The organism is Salmonella sp. K21076 (assembly GCF_039650795.1).
In the GTDB taxonomy this organism is placed as follows: Bacteria; Pseudomonadota; Gammaproteobacteria; order Enterobacterales; family Enterobacteriaceae; genus Salmonella; species Salmonella enterica.
The window spans coordinates 258,867-279,304 of record NZ_JBCLYA010000047.1 but is presented as its reverse complement, the minus strand read 5'-3'; the positions used below and the strand labels follow the sequence as shown (position 1 = coordinate 279,304).

General features: G+C 52.4%; 17 protein-coding genes and 3 pseudogenes. 7 read left to right on the top strand and 13 right to left on the bottom strand.

The features are described from left to right. Nucleotides 1–22: 22 nt before the first annotated feature. Nucleotides 23–1,567: a 2,3-bisphosphoglycerate-independent phosphoglycerate mutase gene (gpmM, locus tag AAYN39_RS16180; protein WP_000116577.1), complete on the bottom strand. Its 1,545-nt coding sequence runs from the start codon at nt 1,565–1,567 to the stop codon at nt 23–25. A gap of 247 nt (nt 1,568–1,814) precedes the next feature. On the opposite strand from gpmM, the gene AAYN39_RS16175 reads away from it, so the two are divergent. From AAYN39_RS16175 to cysE, 5 genes are all read left to right on the top strand, one after another. Beyond that, a complete protein-coding gene (locus AAYN39_RS16175; RefSeq protein ID WP_001156179.1) occupies nt 1,815–2,246 on the top strand; it encodes a rhodanese-like domain-containing protein in 432 nt (143 codons plus the stop codon). An 85-nt stretch (nt 2,247–2,331) separates the two neighbouring features. Further along, nucleotides 2,332–2,583 (top strand): glutaredoxin 3, encoded by a 252-nt coding sequence (gene grxC / locus AAYN39_RS16170; RefSeq protein WP_001273795.1) that lies wholly within the window; start codon nt 2,332–2,334, stop codon nt 2,581–2,583. Nucleotides 2,584–2,626: 43 nt separating this feature from the next. Beyond that, nucleotides 2,627–3,094 (top strand): protein-export chaperone SecB, encoded by a 468-nt coding sequence (gene secB / locus AAYN39_RS16165; RefSeq protein WP_000003370.1) that lies wholly within the window; start codon nt 2,627–2,629, stop codon nt 3,092–3,094. Beyond that, a complete protein-coding gene (gene gpsA, locus AAYN39_RS16160) occupies nt 3,094–4,113 on the top strand; it encodes an NAD(P)H-dependent glycerol-3-phosphate dehydrogenase (protein WP_001076596.1) in 1,020 nt (339 codons plus the stop codon). The genes secB and gpsA overlap by 1 nt, the downstream gene beginning before the upstream one ends. Before the next feature lie 77 nt (nt 4,114–4,190). Continuing rightward, on the top strand, nt 4,191–5,012 hold the full coding sequence (cysE, locus tag AAYN39_RS16155) for a serine O-acetyltransferase (protein ID WP_001112114.1): 822 nt from the start codon (nt 4,191–4,193) through the stop codon (nt 5,010–5,012). 82 nt (nt 5,013–5,094) lie between these two features. On the opposite strand, the pseudogene AAYN39_RS16150 reads toward cysE, so the two are convergent. Continuing rightward, nucleotides 5,095–6,405 (bottom strand): annotated as a pseudogene (locus AAYN39_RS16150) (MFS transporter). Nucleotides 6,406–6,478: 73 nt separating this feature from the next. After that, a complete protein-coding gene (locus AAYN39_RS16145) occupies nt 6,479–7,675 on the bottom strand; it encodes an L-talarate/galactarate dehydratase (RefSeq protein ID WP_001218254.1) in 1,197 nt (398 codons plus the stop codon). Nucleotides 7,676–7,993: 318 nt separating this feature from the next. Here AAYN39_RS16145 and AAYN39_RS16140 point away from each other — a divergent pair, with 318 nt between their 5' ends. Next, nucleotides 7,994–8,998: a LacI family DNA-binding transcriptional regulator gene (locus tag AAYN39_RS16140; RefSeq protein ID WP_001537635.1), complete on the top strand. Its 1,005-nt coding sequence runs from the start codon at nt 7,994–7,996 to the stop codon at nt 8,996–8,998. A gap of 67 nt (nt 8,999–9,065) precedes the next feature. Here AAYN39_RS16140 and trmL read toward each other — a convergent pair whose 3' ends face one another. From trmL to AAYN39_RS16100, 8 genes and pseudogenes are all read right to left on the bottom strand, one after another. After that, the gene (gene trmL / locus AAYN39_RS16135) at nt 9,066–9,539 is read right to left on the bottom strand and encodes a tRNA (uridine(34)/cytosine(34)/5-carboxymethylaminomethyluridine(34)-2'-O)-methyltransferase TrmL (RefSeq protein ID WP_000932331.1); all 474 of its coding nucleotides are present in this window, start codon (nt 9,537–9,539) and stop codon (nt 9,066–9,068) included. A 64-nt stretch (nt 9,540–9,603) separates the two neighbouring features. After that, entirely contained in the window at nt 9,604–10,794 is a 1,191-nt protein-coding gene (gene lldD / locus AAYN39_RS16130) for an FMN-dependent L-lactate dehydrogenase LldD (RefSeq protein WP_000587027.1), read from the bottom strand. Next, complete coding sequence (gene lldR / locus AAYN39_RS16125; RefSeq protein WP_000636695.1) at nt 10,791–11,567, bottom strand: transcriptional regulator LldR; 777 nt, start codon at nt 11,565–11,567, stop codon at nt 10,791–10,793. The genes lldD and lldR overlap by 4 nt, the downstream gene beginning before the upstream one ends. After that, the gene (gene lldP, locus AAYN39_RS16120; RefSeq protein ID WP_001055299.1) at nt 11,564–13,219 is read right to left on the bottom strand and encodes an L-lactate permease; all 1,656 of its coding nucleotides are present in this window, start codon (nt 13,217–13,219) and stop codon (nt 11,564–11,566) included. The genes lldR and lldP overlap by 4 nt, the downstream gene beginning before the upstream one ends. Before the next feature lie 298 nt (nt 13,220–13,517). After that, nucleotides 13,518–16,421: pseudogene (sadA, locus tag AAYN39_RS16115) on the bottom strand (trimeric autotransporter adhesin SadA); the annotation flags it as partial. Between the two features lie 93 nt (nt 16,422–16,514). Further along, nucleotides 16,515–16,595: pseudogene (locus tag AAYN39_RS16110) on the bottom strand (ESPR domain-containing protein); the annotation flags it as partial. Nucleotides 16,596–16,638: 43 nt separating this feature from the next. After that, a complete protein-coding gene (locus AAYN39_RS16105; protein WP_000277586.1) occupies nt 16,639–17,322 on the bottom strand; it encodes a DUF3251 domain-containing protein in 684 nt (227 codons plus the stop codon). A gap of 487 nt (nt 17,323–17,809) precedes the next feature. Continuing rightward, on the bottom strand, nt 17,810–18,172 hold the full coding sequence (locus tag AAYN39_RS16100) for a YibL family ribosome-associated protein (protein WP_000665687.1): 363 nt from the start codon (nt 18,170–18,172) through the stop codon (nt 17,810–17,812). A gap of 290 nt (nt 18,173–18,462) precedes the next feature. Between AAYN39_RS16100 and AAYN39_RS16095 the strand changes: the two genes are divergently transcribed. After that, nucleotides 18,463–18,669: a hypothetical protein gene (locus tag AAYN39_RS16095; RefSeq protein WP_001062561.1), complete on the top strand. Its 207-nt coding sequence runs from the start codon at nt 18,463–18,465 to the stop codon at nt 18,667–18,669. A 9-nt stretch (nt 18,670–18,678) separates the two neighbouring features. On the opposite strand, the gene mtlR is transcribed toward AAYN39_RS16095, so the two are convergent. Beyond that, nucleotides 18,679–19,269, bottom strand: a complete 591-nt coding sequence (gene mtlR, locus AAYN39_RS16090; protein WP_000193201.1) for a mannitol operon repressor MtlR — start codon at nt 19,267–19,269, stop codon at nt 18,679–18,681. Beyond that, a complete protein-coding gene (gene mtlD, locus AAYN39_RS16085) occupies nt 19,266–20,414 on the bottom strand; it encodes a mannitol-1-phosphate 5-dehydrogenase (protein WP_000645390.1) in 1,149 nt (382 codons plus the stop codon). The genes mtlR and mtlD overlap by 4 nt, the downstream gene beginning before the upstream one ends. Between the last annotated feature and the right edge of the window lie 24 nt (nt 20,415–20,438).

Here is a 20,438-nt window from a genome sequence, read left to right as displayed (position 1 = left end):
CCTTTCCCCTCATGGGGAGGGATTATTCCACGATGAACAGCGGCTTACCAGTCATCTCTTGCGGGATTTCCATCCCCATCAGCGACAGCATGGTAGGCGCAATGTCTGAAAGTTTGCCGCCTTCGACCGCCTTCACGTTTTTCTCGCCGACATAAATCAGCGGCACCGGCAGGTTGGTGTGGGCGGTATGCTCCTGACCGGTCGCCGGATCGCGCATCTGCTCCGCGTTGCCGTGGTCCGCGGTAATCAACAGTTGTCCACCAACGGACTCAACCGCTTTTGTTACCTGTTCAATGCAGTTATCCAACGCTTCCACCGCTTTGATGGCGGCTTCCATCACGCCGGTATGACCGACCATATCGCCGTTTGGATAGTTACAAATGATGGTGTCGTACTTACCGCTTTCGATCGCCGCGACCAATTTTTCAGTCAATTCTGCAGAGCTCATTTCCGGTTGCAGGTCATAAGTGGCCACTTTCGGTGAGTTGATCAGAATACGCTCTTCACCAGCAAACGGTTCTTCTACGCCGCCGTTAAAGAAAAAGGTTACGTGCGCATATTTTTCCGTTTCGGAAATACGCAGCTGAGTTTTGTCGTTTTTCGCCATCCATTCGCCAAAGGTATTCGCCAGCGACGCTGGTGGGTAGGCAACGGCAGTTTTGATATCGGCGGCGTATTCGGTCAGCATCACGAAGTTCAGATTAACCACTTTCTTACGCGCAAAGCCGTCGAAATCAGCATTAACGAAAGCGCGGGTAATTTCGCGCGCGCGGTCAGCGCGGAAGTTCATGAAAATCAGCGTGTCGCCGTCTTCCATCGCCGCATCAGCCTGGCCCTCGGCGCGGATAACGGTCGCTTTGACAAACTCATCGTTTTCATCACGAGCGTAAGCGGCCTGCAGGCCAGCCACAGCGGTATCCGCCTGGAATTCGCCCTGGGCCAGGGTCATCAGATCATACGCTTTTTCCACGCGATCCCAACGGTTGTCGCGGTCCATAGCGTAGTAACGACCGACGATAGACGCCACGCGACCTTTGCCCAGCGCGGCGAATTTGTCTTCGAATTTTTTCAGCGAGGCTTCAGCGCTGCGCGGCGGCGTGTCGCGACCGTCGAGGAAGGCGTGCAGATAGATTTTTTCTGCGCCGCGCTCTGCGGCCAGCTCCACCATCGCCATAATGTGATCTTCGTGGCTGTGGACGCCGCCCGCGGACAGCAGACCCATAATATGAACCGCTTTACCGGCGTTTTTCGCCTGGTCTACCGCATTGGTCAGGACTGGGTTAGCAAAGAAAGTACGTTCTTTAATTTCAACGTCCAGACGCGTCAGGTCCTGATAAACGATGCGGCCTGCGCCCAGGTTAACGTGGCCCACTTCGGAGTTGCCCATCTGGCGGTCAGGCAGACCCACTTCCAGACCGGATGCGTCGATCAGGGTATGCGGACGTTTTGCCCACAGAGCATCCATCACCGGGGTTTTGGCGTTTAAGATAGCGTTATCCTGCTGTTCTTCACGGTAGCCGTAGCCATCCAGAATCACCAGTACCATAGGTTTTTTAGAAACCGACATTGCGACAACCTCATACTCAATAGACAAAATAATTGCGTAATTTTACTACAGCTGAATCGATAAAATAGCCTCAGAAGATCAAAGAAAGGGATCGCGCTGGCGTGAGAAGGCAAGTAATAGCGTGATTTTTTTTCGTAGCGCCCCGCAAAAATGCATTCCAGTGCACGCTCTGGCTGTATTTGCGCCACTGCGCAGGTATACTCCTTTCCTGGTTTTTTAATCACTACGTCGGGAGTTGTTACCCCCCATGCAAGAAATTATGCAATTTGTTGGCCGTCATCCCATACTGAGTATCGCCTGGATTGCGTTACTGGTGGCGGTTTTATTTACCACGTTCAAAGGTCTGACTTCAAAAGTTAAGGTGATTACACGCGGCGAAGCCACGCGCCTTATCAACAAAGAGGACGCCGTTGTTGTGGATTTACGTCAACGTGACGATTTCCGTAAAGGCCATATCGCTGGCGCGACCAATTTGCTGCCGAGCGAAATCAAAGCCAACAATGTTGGCGAACTGGAAAAGCACAAAGACAAGCCAATTATCGTGGTCGACGGTTCTGGTATGCAGTGCCAGGAATCCGCTAACGCGCTGACAAAAGCCGGCTTTGAAAAGGTCTTTGTGTTGAAAGAAGGCGTAGCAGGCTGGAGCGGCGAGAATCTGCCTCTGGTGCGCGGTAAGTGATTACCCGTCGTTTTCATGACGCAAGGGGAATGACTTGCCCTTGCGTCGACATGAAATCCATCGGGTAAAAAACAGGAGCGAAGTCATGGCCAATATTGAAATCTACACCAAAGCAACCTGCCCGTTTTGCCATCGTGCAAAGGCGCTGTTAAACAGCAAGGGCGTGAGTTTCCAGGAAATTGCGATTGACGGCGACGCCGTGAAGCGTGAAGAGATGATCAAACGTAGTGGCCGAACGACGGTTCCGCAAATTTTTATTGATGCACAGCACATTGGCGGTTGTGACGACTTGTATGCGCTGGATGCGCGTGGTGGACTGGATCCGCTGTTGCGTTAAGGCGTACTCAAGTATTTAAGGACAACACTAAAGGGTTTTACACATGTCAGAACAAAATAACACTGAAATGGCTTTCCAGATCCAACGTATCTATACCAAGGATGTTTCTTTCGAAGCGCCAAACGCACCGCATGTTTTCCAGAAAGATTGGCAGCCAGAGGTTAAACTAGATCTTGATACGGCATCTTCCCAACTGGCGGATGACGTTTATGAAGTTGTGCTGCGTGTTACCGTAACGGCTTCCCTGGGGGAAGAAACCGCGTTCCTGTGCGAAGTTCAGCAGGCCGGTATTTTCTCCATCAGCGGTATTGAAGGCACTCAGATGGCGCATTGCCTGGGAGCATACTGCCCGAACATTCTGTTCCCGTATGCTCGCGAGTGCATCACCAGTCTGGTTTCACGCGGTACGTTCCCGCAACTGAACCTTGCGCCGGTCAACTTTGATGCGCTGTTCATGAACTATTTGCAGCAGCAGGCTGGCGAAGGTACTGAAGAACATCAGGATGCCTGATGAACCAAAGTAATGCGTCAATGACAGTCATCGGTGCCGGCTCGTACGGCACCGCTCTCGCCATCACTCTGGCGAGAAACGGCCACCAGGTTGTCCTGTGGGGCCACGACCCAAAACATATCGCGACCTTGGAGCACGATCGCTGCAACGTCGCGTTCCTTCCCGATGTGCCTTTTCCCGATACGTTACACCTGGAAAGCGACTTAGCAACCGCGCTGGCGGCCAGTCGTAACATTCTGGTGGTGGTGCCAAGCCATGTTTTCAGCGACGTGCTGCGGCAGATTAAACCGCTGATGCGTCCGGATGCGCGTCTGGTATGGGCGACCAAAGGCCTGGAAGCGGAAACGGGGCGCCTGTTGCAGGATGTCGCTCGCGAGGCGTTAGGCGATCAAATCCCGCTGGCGGTGATTTCCGGTCCGACGTTCGCTAAAGAGCTGGCGGCGGGTTTGCCGACGGCAATCTCGCTAGCCTCAACCGATGAGACCTTTGCCGACGATCTCCAGCAACTGTTGCACTGCGGAAAAAGTTTTCGCGTCTATATCAATGCGGATTTTATCGGCGTGCAGCTTGGCGGCGCGGTGAAAAACGTGATTGCGATTGGCGCGGGGATGTCTGACGGCATCGGCTTCGGCGCGAACGCCCGCACGGCGCTAATCACGCGTGGACTGACCGAAATGTCGCGGCTTGGCGCAGCGCTTGGTGCCGATCCCGCCACCTTTATGGGGATGGCGGGTTTAGGCGATCTGGTGCTGACCTGTACCGACAACCAGTCGCGCAACCGTCGTTTTGGCATGATGCTTGGCCAGGGCATGGACGTTAAAGGCGCGCAGGATAAGATTGGCCAGGTGGTCGAAGGCTATCGCAATACGAAAGAAGTTCGTGAATTGGCGCACCGTTTTGGTGTTGAAATGCCAATAACCGAGGAAATTTATCAAGTATTGTATTGCGGAAAAAACGCGCGCGAGGCAGCATTAACGTTATTAGGTCGCGCCCGCAAGGAAGAGCTGAGTCGCCACTAGCCGTAAGGAACTGTTTGCATAAACGACCCAACCCGCACAGAACGGGTTGGTCGTTTTCTGCCCGTCTGGAGTAAGCCATGCCGTGTGAAGAACTGGAAATCGTCTGGAAGAATATTAAAGCTGAAGCCCGCGCTTTAGCTGACTGTGAGCCTATGTTGGCCAGTTTTTATCACGCCACGCTACTCAAGCATGAAAATCTGGGCAGTGCGCTGAGCTATATGCTGGCAAATAAACTGGCTTCGCCCATCATGCCCGCTATCGCTATCCGTGAAGTAGTTGAAGAAGCCTATGCCGCCGACCCGGAAATGATCGCGTCGGCAGCCTGCGATATTCAGGCCGTGCGCACTCGCGATCCGGCGGTGGATAAATACTCCACGCCGCTGTTATATCTGAAAGGCTTTCATGCGCTACAGGCCTACCGCATTGGTCACTGGTTGTGGAATAAAGGTCGCCGCGCGCTGGCTATCTTCCTGCAAAATCAGGTTTCGGTCTCGTTTCAGGTGGATATTCACCCGGCAGCGAAAATTGGCCGCGGGATTATGCTCGACCATGCCACCGGTATTGTGGTGGGGGAGACGGCGGTTATTGAGGATGATGTGTCGATCCTGCAATCCGTCACCCTGGGCGGTACCGGGAAAACGAGCGGCGATCGCCATCCTAAAATCCGCGAAGGCGTGATGATTGGCGCGGGCGCGAAAATTCTCGGCAATATCGAGGTGGGGCGCGGCGCGAAAATTGGCGCAGGCTCCGTCGTTTTACAGCCTGTCCCGCCGCACACTACCGCCGCAGGCGTTCCGGCGCGTATTGTCGGCAAGCCGGGCAGCGATAAGCCGTCGATGGATATGGACCAGCATTTCAACGGGCTACACCATACGTTTGAGTATGGCGACGGCATCTGAATTGCGCGGTACAACTAAAAAACGCTGTTCCGATGGAGTGCAATCCCGGAACAGCGGAGCGAAGAATTCGCAATGTGGACAATCAGGCTGCGGATGATGTCAGCGTGATGCGATCCAGCGGGCCGACGATAAACAGATATGAAATGAGACCAATAAGTCCCATCGAGCCAACGTATAAAATGGCAAAGTCGAACGACTGAGTATTGGCAAGAATCACGCCGATGACCAGTGGCGTAACGATGCTTGCCATATTGCCGCACATGTTAAATACGCCGCCAGCAATACCCAGAACTTCCTTCGGCGAGGTGTCGCTGAGTACGCACCAGCCCAGGTTACCAAACCCTTTGGCAAAAAAGGCCAGACTCATCGCCGCAATGACCACAAATTCTGAAGAGGTGTAGTTGGCGATCACAATTACGCAAGAGAGCAACATACCGCAGATAACAGGCAGTTTCCGCGCGACGGTAAGGCTATAGCCGCGTTTGAGTAGCCAGTCGGAGAACACGCCGCCGAGCAGGCCGCCAATAAAACCGGCAATGGCTGGAATACTGGCCACAAAACCGACTTTCAGAATCGACATGCCTTTCGCCTGGTACAGATAGGTCGGGAACCAGGTCAGGAAGAACCAGGTGATAGAGGTGACGCAGAATTGCCCGATGTAAACACCGATCATCATCCGGTTAACACAGACGGTTTTAATCTGCGCGAACGTTATTTTCTGCGGCTCCTTTTTACAGCCCAGAGAGGGCTCGCCACCACCGCTACGAATATAGTCAATTTCCGCTTGATTAACTTTTGAGTGGTGCATCGGATCTTTGACTTTCATTAACCAGAATATACCGAACATCACACCAATGGCGCCAATATAATAGAAGACAAAATGCCAGCTTAAATTATGCAGAATGATCGTCATTAGCGGGGTGATAATGCCCAGCGAGATATATTGCGCAGCCTGATAAACTGAAGTAACGAAACCTCGTTCATTATTGGGAAACTATTGTACGCTTAAACGACTGTTCGCCGGAAAGGCAGGCGCTTCAATCGCGCCCATCAGCAGACGTAGAGTAACCAGTACAATTAATGGGCTGCCATACAGATAGATCGTTCCCTGAAACATGGTTACTAACGACCAGCCAATCAATGCGCAACCGTAAACCAGTCGTGAACCGTAGCGGTCTAATAGCCAACCGCCGGGTAGTTGCATAATGACATAGGCAATACCAAATGAGGAGAAGGCCAGGCCCATCGCTTCCGGATCAAAACCTAATTCTTTACTCATTATTGGGGCAACTACGGATAGAGTTGCGCGATCCGCATAATTAAATACGGTAGCAAGAAATAAAAATATAAGAATGGTATGACGCACTTTTGTGCACTTTATTATTGTGTTCATTATCTACTCCTCAGATAAGGGCAGAATGCATCCTGTAAGGTAAGAGAGGCGGGACGGATTCCCGCCAGTCGGGTTAAGGGCGTTTGCCAAATTCACATGTTAATTGTGTCCAGCGGCGCGCTTGTTCACTGAGCGTGAAACCCAGACCATGACGATCGGAAATCCACATGCGGCCATCGCGCAGCTCAAGTTGCTCGTTGAATAATGGGTTCAGCCACTCGAAATGTTCCAGCCACGGCTCCAGGGGATACGCTGCGGAAAGGTGCAGGTGTACTTCCATCGCAAAGTGCGGCGCCAGCTTACGCCCGTGTTTCGCCGCCAGATCCATAATCTTCAGGAACGGAGAGATACCGCCGACACGCGGCGCATCTGGCTGAACGAAATCGCTGGCATTGCCCAGAATCAACTGCTCGTGTTCCCGGAAACTGGTCAGCATTTCCCCGGTGGCGATAGGCGTATCCAGCGCGGCAGCAAGCTGGGCGTGGCCTTCGATGTCGTAAGCATCTAATGGTTCTTCAATCCAGATAAGATTGAACTGTTCCATTTTACGCCCCATGCGGATAGCCGTTTCGCGATCCCACTGCTGGTTAGCGTCAACCATTAACGGGAACTCATCCCCAAGCGCTTCACGTACTGCGGTTAAGCGGCGAATATCCTCAGCGCAGTTGGGTTGTCCGACTTTCAACTTAATACCGCCAATGCCATTTTCGCGGGAAATCACCACATTTTTCAGCACTTGATCGAGCGGTGTATGCAAGAACCCCCCTGAGGTGTTGTAACACTGAACGGAGTCGCGGTGCGCGCCCAACAGTTTTGCCAGTGGCAGACCGGCACGTTTAGCCTTCATATCCCATAAGGCGATATCGATAGGGGAGATAGCCTGTACCGCCATCCCGCTACGCCCCACCGAGGCTCCGGCCCACAGCAGCTTGGTGTATATTTTGTCGATATCATTGGGGTCTTCGCCCAGTAGATTGTCGGCTATCTCTTTGGCGTGAGCATAAATACTCTGGCCGCCAGCACGTTTGGAGTAGCTAAAACCAACGCCCTCAAAGCCATCGCGACTGCGGATTTCGGCAATGATGATTGCCACTTCGGTCAAAGGTTTCTGGCGACCGGTCAGTACCTTCGCGTCACTCACTGGCGTCGCCAGCGGTAGAAAAGCCAGTGATAGCTTCACCCATTCGATACGATCGCCGGTTTCTGCCGCGGTTCTGGTATTCGCCGCTTTTGCATACGTTACGGCGTCGGAATTCGCGCTTAAAGCCATTTTTTTTCTCCTGATAAACACAAAATGATTGCGCTAACATTTTTATTATTAAGCGAACGCAGGATCCAGAAAGTTGATGTTGATTTGAACATTTGATCACATATGTCGTATAAAAAGCAGGATTTATTGCAAAATGGATCACGATCCAAAAATATCTGGGGAAATGCATAATACAAAATGATGTCGCTATCATTTTGTAATGACTGAGCTTGATAAGCTACTGTATTTACGGCCTTTCCTGATGCGAAGCTGGCAATAGCCGCAGGCATGATGAATAATGCGCGGATAAATCAGCCAATCTTTGCAGGGGCATCAGACGTGAAGAGAACCAAATCACCTCGTGCGCCGACGCTGGAAGATGTAGCACGTAGCGCCGGGCTGTCTCCGATGACAGTCAGCCGGGCATTGAATTCGCCACAACTGGTTCGCCCCAAAACGGTTGAGAAAGTCATGCAGGCGGTTCGCGTCACAGGCTACATACCCAACGCGTTAGCCGGTGGTCTGGCGTCGCGACGGAGTAAATTAATCGCTGTCGTCGTGCCGCAAATTAACAACAACATGTTTGTCGATACCATCCAGTCACTGAGCGATGAACTGGCCCGACGCGGATATCACATATTGCTGTGCGTGGCGGGATATACCGAACAAACGGAAGCGGAGTTGGTGGCGACACTGCTTTCCCGCCGCCCCGATGGCGTGGTGCTTACCGGGATCCATCACACGATAGAACTGAAAAAGGTCATCCTGAACGCGGCTATTCCGGTGGTGGAAATTTGGGACTTAACGCCCACGCCGCTTGATATGCTGGTCGGTTTTTCCCATGAAAAAGTCGGGCAGGCGACGGGGGAGTATCTTCTGAGTAAGGGCTATCGTCGTCCCGGCTTGTTGTGGACCGCCGATCGCCGAGCCGCGCAACGTAAGCAGGGGTTATGTAGTGTTCTTCAACGCCACGCTATTCATGCCGTACCGCAGGTGGATGTCCCCCTTCCGGCATCGCTTTCGCTGGGGCGTAGCGGTTTAAGCCAGCTTTTTGACGAAGGGACGTTTGATGTCATTGTTTGCAGTTCTGATACCCTGGCACAGGGGGCGATGATGGAGGCGGAAAGCCGTGGTTTGCGCATCCCGCATGATTTAGCGGTTATTGGTTTTGGCGACCTTGATTTTGCCGCCAGCAATCGACCGTCAATTACTACCGTAAGCGTTGACAGACGCGCCATTGGTCAGCGCGCCGCTACGCTGTTGGCCGATCGTATTGAACAGAAACCGTGCGCAGAAGCTATTGTGGATATTGGCTTTCATTTGATTGAGCGAGAGTCCGCATAAACGGGAACATGCCATCGGGATCGGCCAGGCCGGATCAGGCGTTAGCCGCCATCCGGCATTGAATATATTACGACCGCAATACCGCGCCGGGGTATCCTAACTGGCGCCACGCTTCATACACCACCACCGACACCGCATTCGACAGGTTCATGCTACGGCTATCCGGCATCATCGGAATGCGAATCTTCTGCTCTTTAGGCAACGCATCGAGAATGCTGGCGGGCAGGCCGCGCGTTTCCGGGCCAAACATCAAATAATCGCCATCCTGATAGCTTACGGCGCTATGGGCGGGCGTGCCCTTTGTCGTCAACGCAAACAGGCGCTGTGGATTTTCGGCGGCGACAAAGGCGGCATAATCGTGATGGCGCTGAACCGCGGCGAATTCGTGATAGTCCAACCCTGCGCGGCGTAAGCGCTTATCATCCCAGGCAAACCCCATCGGTTCGATGATGTGCAGACGAAAGCCGGTATTGGCGCAAAGACGAATGATGTTGCCGGTATTCGGCGGGATTTCTGGTTCGAAGAGTACGATGTTAAGCATGATGCCCCCTTAAATGCGGGGGGCAGAATAGCAGAAATTTACCGGGCTCTCACGCGCCAGACGTTCAGGCGGCATCGCCTTTGCTCATTGGCGCCAGCGCGGCGGGCAAACTTTTCCCCAGTTCCTGCACCAGTGAATCGCCACTGATTTCGCTAATGGATTTCGCGCCGGTCAGGGTCATGGCGACTTTCATCTCTTTCTCGATCAGGTCCAGTAGGTTAGCGACGCCAGTTTTTCCTGCCGTCGCCAGCGCGTAGAGATAGGCCCGACCCAGCAGTACGGTATCGGCCCCCAGCGCAATCATACGCACGACATCCAGCCCGTTACGAATCCCGCTATCCGCCAGAATGGCGATATCGCCTTTCACCGCATCGGCAATGGCGGGCAGGGCGCGGGCGGAAGAGAGCACGCCATCGAGCTGGCGGCCGCCGTGATTCGACACCACGATACCGTCAGCGCCGAAACGTACCGCATCGCGGGCATCTTCTGGATCGAGGATCCCTTTGATCACCATTGGGCCGTCCCAGAATTCGCGTATCCACTCCAGATCTTTCCAGGAGATGGACGGATCGAAGTTATTTGCCAGCCAGCCGATATAGTCCTCAAGGCCGGTCGGTTTACCCAGATAGGCGGAAATATTGCCTAAATCATGCGGGCGACCGTTCAGGCCGACATCCCACGCCCATTTAGGGTGCATCACCGCCTGCCAGTAACGGCGCATGGCCGCGTTTGGGCCGCTCATCCCGGAGTGGGCGTCACGGTAGCGCGCGCCCGGCGTCGGCATATCCACGGTAAAGACCAGCGTGGAGCAGCCCGCCGCTTTTGCTCGTTCCAGCGCATTACGCATAAAGCCCCGGTCACGCAGTACATAAAGCTGGAACCACATCGGGCGTTTAAGCGTGGGGGCTACTTCTTCAATCGGACAGACGGAGACGGTGGAAAGGGTGAACGGAATGCCCTTTGCGTCTGCGGCGGCGGCGGCCTGTACTTCGCCGCGACGGGCGTACATGCCGCACAGACCTACCGGCGCTAATGCCACCGGCATCGACAACGTTTCGTTAAACAGGGTCGTTTCCAGGCTTAAATCGGACATATTTTTCAGCACGCGCTGGCGCAGAGCGACTTGCGACAGGTCTTCCACATTTCGGCGCAGGGTATATTCCGCATACGCGCCGCCGTCGATGTAGTGGAAGAGGAAAGGAGGCAACGTGCGCTGAGCTGCGGCGCGATAATCGCTGGTTGCTGAAATAATCATGATTTATTCTCCCTGGTCATCTCATTATGGTCGCCGGGCAGGCGGGTAATGCGCGCCTGGCGGGCCTGGTCTTCATCAAATCGTTTAATCGTGGTGTGGACAAAACTGAGGTGCGCCATCATCGCTTTACGCGCGCCCTCGGCGTTACCGTCCAGAATGGCGTCCAACACCGCCTGGTGTTGTTCCGTCAGCTTTGAGAATACGGGCGGAACGAGATACATACGCTGGCGACTCTGTTTGACGGAGGATTGCAGGACGTCGAAGAAACCGCGCATGGTTTGCAACAGCACCACATTATGCGAGGCTTCCGCGATCGCCAGATGAAAGCGCACGTCGGCCTGGGAGGCGAGATCCGGGTCTTCGCTGAGCGTCGCATCAAAGCAGAGTCTGATTTTCTCTTTGTCGGCGGCGGTGGCACGCATGGCGGCGTGCCAGGCCGTACTGGCTTCAATGGCGTGGCGGGCTTCCAGAATGTCGAAACTGTAGTCCGGATCGTTCGCCATCAGCATTTTCAGCGGTTGCACGATATTCTGTTCAGACCAGGTTTCGTGCTGCCAGCGGACAAATGTCCCGCCGCCGCGACGGCTCACCAGCACGCCTTCGCTGACCAGCTTCGCCAGCGCTTCGCGTAAAGAGTTGCGTGATACGCCAAGCTGTAGAGCCAACTGGCGCTCGGCGGGCAATTTCATGCCCGCTTCCAGGTTTTGTTCTTCAATCAGCGCCCGCACGCGAGAGGCAATCTCGTCTGACAGGCGTTTTGGCATCACAATCACGGAATCATCCAGGTTAAAACATAGGCCTGAAGCGTAGTGATCACGCCCACCATACAGGTGAAGATCAGGCTGTGTTTGACGGTAAAACGGAACAGATCGGACTCTTTCCCTACCAGTCCCACCGCCGCGCAGGCGATGGCGATAGACTGCGGCGAGATCATCTTCCCGGTTACGCCTCCAGTGGTGTTCGCCGCCACCATCAGTACATCAGAGACGCCGATTTGCTGCGCCGCGGTAGCCTGTAGAGAGGCAAACAGCGCGTTAGATGAGGTATCCGAGCCGGTCAGGAAGACGCCCAGCCAGCCGAGGAACGGCGAGAAGAACGTGAAGGCGCTGCCGGTGTGCGCCAGCGCTAACGCCAGCGTGGAGGAAAGCCCGGAATAGTTCGAGATAAACGCGAACGCCAGCACCATGCCGATGGAGTAAATCGGCAACGCCAGCTCTTTCAGCGTGCTGCCAAAGGTCTGGATTGCGGCTGAGGGTTTCATTTTCAGCCAGACAATAGACAACAGCGCGGCAAACAGGATCGCAGTGCCGGTGGCGGAGAACCAGTCAAATTTATACACCGCCGCGTAAGCGGTCGCTTCGTGTACGACCGGCGGCATACGGGCGACCAGTTTATCGAGATACGGTACCGGAACGTTAATTACCCAGTCATACAGCGCGCCGCCGGGGGCAAACAGCGCTTTGAACGGCGGTATGCTCCAGAGCGTGACCGTGGCGGTCAGGAACAGGAACGGCGACCAGGCGCGAACAATTTGTCCTGTCGTATAACGGGTGCGGGCCAGCGTCTGATCGACCTGCGACGCGCCCATATCGCCGAAGCGGAAGATGCGTACCGGCTGCCAGCGTTTGAGGAACAGCGTCAGACACACCAGAGACACCAGTGAAGAGATGATGTCCGGCAGTTCCGGCCCGATAAAGTTGGAGCTGAGATACTGGGCGATAGCAAACGAGCCGCCAGCGACCATCACCGCAGGCCAGGTTTCTTTCACGCCGCGCCAGCCGTCCATAATCGCCATAATCCAGAACAGCACGATAATGGTCAGGAACGGCAACTGGCGGCCTACCATCTGACCGATTTCAAAGCTGTCCAGGTCCGTGACCTGTCCGGCAACCAGAATCGGAATACCCATCGCGCCAAAGGCGACCGGCGCGGTGTTTACAATCAGGCACAGCCCTGCCGCATACAGAGGGTTAAAGCCCAGGCCCACCAGCAGCGCAGCGGTTATCGCCACCGGCGCGCCGAAACCCGCCGCGCCTTCAAGGAACGCGCCGAAGCAGAAGCCGACAATCAGCATTTGCAGACGCTGGTCGGGGGTAATCGACAGAATTGACGAGCGAATAATGTCAAACTGCCCGGTCTTGACCGAAATTTTATAGACAAAGACCGCGGCGATGATTATCCAGGCTATCGGCCATAGCCCGTAGAAGAAGCCATACACGACCGATGCCAGCGCGTGATCGACCGGCATTTTATAGAACAGCAGCGCGACGGCGAGCGCGATAACCACCGTCCACGAAGCGGCAACATAGCCTTTCAGCTTGAGTTTAATCAGGGCGAAAAAGAAGAACAGGATTGGGAGCGATGCGATCAGGCTGGAAAGCCAGATATTACCCGCCGGGTCATAGTTTTGTTGCCAGAGGTTCATTGCAGGTCTCCTGAGAACCACACGCATAATGGGATGAATCTTTGCTCATCTAGTTGAAGTCACATTATGTGTAAAAGTGGTCCTGCCAATATTGTTGTGTATGGATAATGACAACAAATAGTTAACCGGATGTTATTTATTGGCAACGATATTGTAGAGTTAATTTAGTGAAATGTGAGTAGGCTGTGGTAACTGGCTAAAATTGGTAGGGCCAATTGAGAGGAGAGGACCACAAAGGGAAGTGAAAAGGCAATGGCATTATGCCATTGCCTTTGATGTCGGGAGTGTTGTTACTTCATTACCACTGGAAGCCCGCGCCAATGGCTGCAGAGTAATCGCCCTGGCTGTTGCTGGTTCCTTGCAGTTTATACACCCAGCCCCCGCTTTCACTTACCATGGAGACACCAATGGCGACGGCACTTTCACCATTAAACGTACCGCCAGCAATCGAGGTCATGTTGGCGCCCGGGGCGTAGGCTTGTGGCAGACCGGCCATCGCCATCGCTGAAGCGATACCGCCGCTCATCTTGTTTTCTATGCCTTTGATTTTGCTGTTCATTTCCCCCATTTTCTGGTCGGTATAGGTGTTTGCTTCTTCGACGCTGCGTTTCAATTGCGCATAGTTAACCGCATCCGTATCATTCACCGCCGCTGAAACATTGCCGATCCGAGTGGTGCCGCCACTCCCGTCTCCCAGGTTGAGCACGCTATAGTTAACCGAGCCATCTGCATTGGTTTCATAACGCACGGAGCCTGCTTCTGAGGCTTTCAGTTGCGCCACATTAACCGCGTCAGTGTTGTTCACCCCTGCGGCAACGTTGGTAATACGGCGTTGTTGAGTAGAAGAGCCGACAGACACAGTATTAGCTTCATCTGCGACGGAATTTGTGCCTAACGCCACGCTGTTTTCAGCGGCAGCAATAGAGCCAGAGCCAATCGCGACGCTGTCCGCACCCTGGGCATTTGCATCTGCGCCATCGGTGTTGGTCTTGAAGTACTTGGTGCTACCGGTAGTGACGATATCGCCAATGCCGTTTTCGATATTGGTGACGCGGGTATCCAGATTCGATACCTGAGTATTCAGGTTAGTAATGCTCTGGGTATTCCTGGAAACCTGCGCGTCCGTTACTTTCAATTGACCAACGTTAACGGCATCGGTATCTGCCGAACCCGCCGCGACGTTAGTGATCTGACGTTGACCGTCTTCACTGCCGACAGAGAACTCACCGACAGAGTTCTGCGGTGTGTCCATGTTGTAGGCGGTGTAGTCAGTCTGTGCACCGCGAGTGGTCTGAGAACCATTACCCATTGCAATACTGTTTGCATGGTTGGCGCGTGCGTTAGAACCGATAGCAATCCCGTTGATGGCATCAGCCATCACCAGTGTATTCAGACCAATACCAATACCTGCATCAGCATTGACGATAGTCTTCGCACCCATTGCCAGTGAGTCAGTTCCGACAGCCAGTGAATCTTCTTCCGTTGAGTTTGCGTGGTAGTACTTGGTCGGTGTAGTAGTGACCGCACCAATGGCATTTTGTAACTGACGAACTGTTACCGCATCTTGCGCTTCAGAGCCGTCAGCAACGTTGGTAATTTGACGATAGCTTTCTCCATCCGTCCCCAATGACAACGCGCCCAGCAACTCTCTGTCTGTTGTATTGTAGCCAATCACCACGCCATCGCTTGTTGCGCTCGTTTCTCGTATACCGGTTGTAATAGCGCGGTTAGAGGTGGAGCCACTGCCCAAAGCGATACTGCCCTCAATGCTGCTGCTGCTGTTTTGGCCAAGAGCCAGACAGCCAGCGCCAGAGGCGACGGCGTCGTAACCTACTGCCGTTGCGCCGTTACCCGTTGCGTATGCATCCTGGCCTTCAAGCCCGTTATCATTCGTACGGATGTATTTCACGCCGGTACCATTTTCCGTGATATAGGTTTCGCTGGTATCGCCGGCTAGTTGGCTAATAGATTCATTATACTGAGAAATCAGCATGTTAGTTTCATAGAGCTGAGAGCCATTAATGGCGTCAGTACTGTCACTGGCGATTTCACCTGCTGCTACATTAGTTATCTTATTGGTACCGCTGGTACCGTGGCTGGCGCTGAACGCACCCTCTTCGTCATCCCAGCTCAGTGCATCGGTACCAAGGTTGGTGATGGACGTATTGATATCCGCGATAGCAGAGGTGTTTTGATCCACCTTCTGGTTGGTTTCATACAACTGTGATCCGTTTACCGCGTCTGTACTGTCCTCAGAAAGCGCCCCGGCGGCGACATTGGTTATTTTACTGGTGCTTCCACCGTGGTTTGCGCTGAAAGCGCCGGTGTCTTCGTCCCATAACAGAGCGTTATCAGTGAGGCCGGTAATGGACGTATTAATGTCGGAGACAGAAGTATTCAGGTTCTCAATCGCGGTGCTGTTCTGAGTGATGTTGGTGGTATTGGCGGCGATATCGGTCGTGTTCTGATCCACTTTTTCATTGGTTTCGAACAACTGCGATCCGTTAACCGCGTCGGTACTTTCTTCAGACAGCTCTCCGGCAGCAACGTTGGTGATTTTGTTTGTCGTACTACTTCCGTGGCTGGCAGAGAACGAATTCGTTGTTTCATTCCAGCTCAGGTTGTCAGAGCTAAGATTGGTGATGGACGTATTAATATCTGCGATAGCAGAGGTGTTTTGATCCACCTTCTGGTTGGTTTCATACAATTGTGAGCCGTTAACGGCGTCTGTACTGTCCGCGGCCAGGGTACCCGCCGCCAGATTGGTGATTTTGCTGGCGCTTCCGTTACGGCTGGCGCTGAATGTGCCAGAGTCAGCATCCCATAACAGGGCATCGTCGGTGAGCGTGGTGACGGAGTTGCTCAGATTGTTGATACTGGTGGTGTTGGTGGCAATATCAGTGGTGTTCTGATTGATGCTGTTGGTATTGGTGGTGATATCAGCGGTGTTCTGATCCACTTTCTCGTTCGTATCAAACAACTGGGAGCCATTAACCGCATCGGTGCTGTCCGCGGCCAGGGTGCCTGCCGCCAGATTGGTGATTTTGCTGGCGCTTCCGTTACGGCTGGCGCTGAATGTGCCAGAGGCTGCATCCCAAAGCAGGGCATCATCGGTGAGCGTGGTGACGGAGTTGCTCAGATTGTTGATACTGGTGGTGTTGGTGGCAATATCAGTGGTGTTCTGGTTAATGCTGCCGGTATCGTTCCCTGCATTGGCCAGCGCATCTGCAGAGACCATAATACTGCTAAGACCGACGAGTGCGGAAACCGCCAGCTTTCTGCGGCCGCTTTTTTTTCCGCGGCTTTTTGCCGTCTCGCTGGTGACAATAAATGTTCCCGTAGCGGCATTCCAGAGGACTTTAAATATTCTGTTCATGAATAAGTGCTTTCCTTTTCTAAAATAGTTGTATCAATGGCTATTATTTTTTTGGCTTCTTTTTCGTATCATTAATAGGTTGTATGCTGTCGAATATGACATTCTCCATGTCAATACCTATTTTTAGATACTTAAGATTATTGGGCGATACGCCTTTTAATGTTAGCGTGACGTTTGTCCATGCTCCCGGTAAGAGTTCGATTGTCGAGTCCATTTTCGTGTTGAGCAGGAGTTGTCGCCAGCGAGGCAGATCTTTTGCCTCGGAAGGTTTTTTCGTACCCCATGTCATATTAAACGCAAGGTTTGATACGGGAATGCTGAGTAAGTTAACTAAATCAAGATGAATAACACTTCCATTATCTATTGGCTCAATAGATAGAATACGCCCGGCTAATCCGATATTGCCGTTGTTAATAATAAAATAGTGCGTTTGTGATGGGTCCAGTTCTGTATAGTCGAATAGCCGTTGTTTGCGTTCAACGCGGCCAACGACTTCGGCGATCTTTTGAGTCGTGTTGATAACCGTAGTTTGTTGTTTTTCTGGCAAATTTATCTTTACTTCTTGTTCTTTTTGTTGTTTTTCTAACAGGTTTATCTTTGCTTCTTGTTCTTTTTGTTGTTTTTTCAGTTCTTCAACAAGGTGCTTATCTGCGAAGTAATCACAACCAGACAAAAAAAATGTGAATCCCAAAGCAAGCAGGGGGATAAATTTTCCATTTTTGTACATATAAAATATCCTTGTTAATAATTTATATAATATAAATAGTTAACCTATTATTTATACAGCCAACTCATCATTTTGCGGGCATTGCCAATAGCCATTAACGTATGGTTATAATGAAAACATTCATTGCTTCTATAGGAGTGTGCAAATACCCGACGTTGTTTATCAATTACTCATAACAATGCTTTATAAAAATATAATTATAATATTTATGTATGAGCATTTTTTTTCATGGATGATAATGTTATTTAATTTCGCGGGTCAATTATATTCTGCGGGTTATGAGAAAAGAGGATGAAAAAATTCATTGTATAAATACAAACAGGCACGATAGTGGAATTTTTTATCCTGAAAAAGCAGGGATTGCCGTTAAAAATGAACTTGTATATAAACGATGTAAATACTTCTAGGAAAAATTCGGAATATAGCCCGATGCATTCAAGACACCCTCCGTACAACGGGTGTCTTGAGAGCCTGGGATGCGGAAGGTTTAGAACTCGCTCTTCGCGAAACCTGTCATCTCTTTGAGTCCCATTTCCCGGCCCAGCGCCGTCATCGGGTGCACTACGATCAGACCACGCACGCTTTTCTTCAACTTGCCCATATCGGCCTGCTCTTTTTTAGTGATAGCGCGGCGAAACGGCAGGTTCATCAGCTTCTGCGCTTCTTTACTCAGTTTCTGGCTGTGTACTTCGCGCAGACGGATAATTTCTGCTTCCAGCGTCTCTTTTTCTTTTTCCAGCTCCGCGTATTTATCGGCGGATTCAACCAGCGAGAGACCTGCCTGCTGGTGGCGAATAGCGTCAAGACGATCGCTCAGGCGTTTAATTTCGTTTTTTTCGACTTCTTTCATGGGATAGCTTCTGATAGAAATGGGATAGATACCCTATAGTATGCGCGCAGTGGGTGATTCTTCACAACTCATGGCGTAACGATAATCAATTATGGTAAATATTACACCGCTAATTATTTATTTATCCATTTGAAAATAAAGTGCTTTTTTTCGAAAGAAAAGATGAAACGCCTTTTTGTCGGCAAGAAAAGCAATTAAGCACATTTTCCTCAATGATGACGCTAAATCGATCCTAAACTCAAATAAGCGGCCGCGGGAGTCAGACGCGGATCACACATGGAGGATCTATCATGGCAAAAATAGGTGAGAACGTACCACTTCTTATTGATAAAGCCGTCGATTTTATGGCGTCCAGCCAGGCGTTCCGTGAGTACTTGAATAAAACGCCGCCGCGTGATTATGTTCCTTCCGAAGTGCCGTCGGAGAGCACGCCCATTTATTTGCAGCGTCTGGAATATTACCGGCGGCTGTACCGACCAAAAGAAGAAAGAGGTTAACGGCGGGATTTACTTTTGAAAGGCCTTTTTTAAGCTGATTTTAGAAATCAGCTCGGTCAGAGAGAGAACCATCGTCGAACGCACCGCCTGCTGGTAGCGCTGAATTTGCATGGCGTATAGCGCCGCGTCGGATGTATCAAAATGTGGCGGCGGCGGCAGCGCCATGACGCAATGCAGTTCGCCAAACGGCCCGAGGATTTCATCGTCGGTAAAGGCGTACTCATTGCCGTCGTGATTCAGCTCTTCGCGCAGCGCCATTAACAGCTCCGCATCTTCATATTCGGTGCGGCTGAGTACGCCCAGGCCATAGATAAGTTTCAGACGTACCGAAAGATCGCCCAGCGGCCCGTCGCCGTCCAGCAACGGTTCCACAGCGTATTTCACGGCATAGTCGTCTTTGCGAAACACCTGAAGCACCAGAATATTCACCGCCTCGGTCAGTAACTCGACGGCGGTAATCAGGAAGCTCCGTACGGTTTTGCCAGCATTCAGACGCTCAAGCACACGATTTTCAAAGGCCTGGGTTTGTTCCATTATTGCCTGCATATCTGACAATCTGTTATTTGGGCGCAGGCTAACCTGCGCCGGGTTCTGCGTCATTTGGTCGCGTTATATGCGTTAACCGCCTCCGCCACCACATCGCTATTGGCATCCAGCCCGGAAATTTGCGCCAGCGCGGCCTGCGGGCCTTTTTCGGTAATCAGCGCCGCCAACTCTTGTGCCTGCGGATCTTCATCGCTACGGAAATGCATCGCCGCCGCGATCCCTTTCACCAGATTCACATGCGGCAGACCATATTCCAGGGTGCCAAGCAGCGGTTTGATCAGACGGTCGCCCGCGCTGAGTTTGCGTAGCGGCTGACGGCCTACGCGTTCGACGTCATCTTTCAGATACGGGTTTTCAAAACGACCGAGGATTTTCTGAATGTATGCCGCATGTTTGTCGGCATCAAAACCGTAGCGTTTGATCAGCACCGCGCCGCTTTCTTCCATCGCGCCTTTCACCACCGCGCGAATACCCTCATCGAGAATGGCGTCGCGAATGGTTTGATGACCGGCTAATTTGCCGAGGTACGCGGTTATAGCATGACCTGTGTTCAGCGTGAAGAGTTTACGTTCGACAAATGCCATCAGGTTATCCGTTAACTCCATCCCCGGAATGTTTGGCAACGCGCCTTTAAACTGGGTTTTATCGACGATCCACTCGCTGAAGGTTTCTACCGTCACTTCCAGCGGATCGTTGGTCGCAGAAGCAGATGGCGGCACAATACGGTCAACGGCGGAATCGACAAAACCGACGTGCTGTTCAACCCAGGCTTTATCGCCATCCGCCAGCGCGTTCATTACGTGGCCTTTCAGCTGCGTGGTGCCGCGCACCATATTTTCGCAGGCGATGATATTCAGCGGGGCATCCACGCCCTGCGCCTTACGTTTTACCAGCCCTTTAGCGATAGCCGGTGCGATACGCTCAAGCACCACCGGGCCCACGGCAGTGGTGATTAAATCAACGTGGGCAATCAGGTCGACAACATCATCGCCGATGCTGCTGACAGCGTTGACGCCGGAAACGGTATCCACCTGCTCATTTTCACCCACAACATGAACCTGATAGCTATGACGGGCATTCAGGGCATCGAGTACGACCTGGTTTACATCCGCAAACGTCAGTTGTATCCCCGCGTCAGCCAGCAATTTGCCGATAAAGCCACGACCGATATTACCTGCGCCAAAATGTAATGCTTTCATAGTATTAACCTTCATTAATGTTTT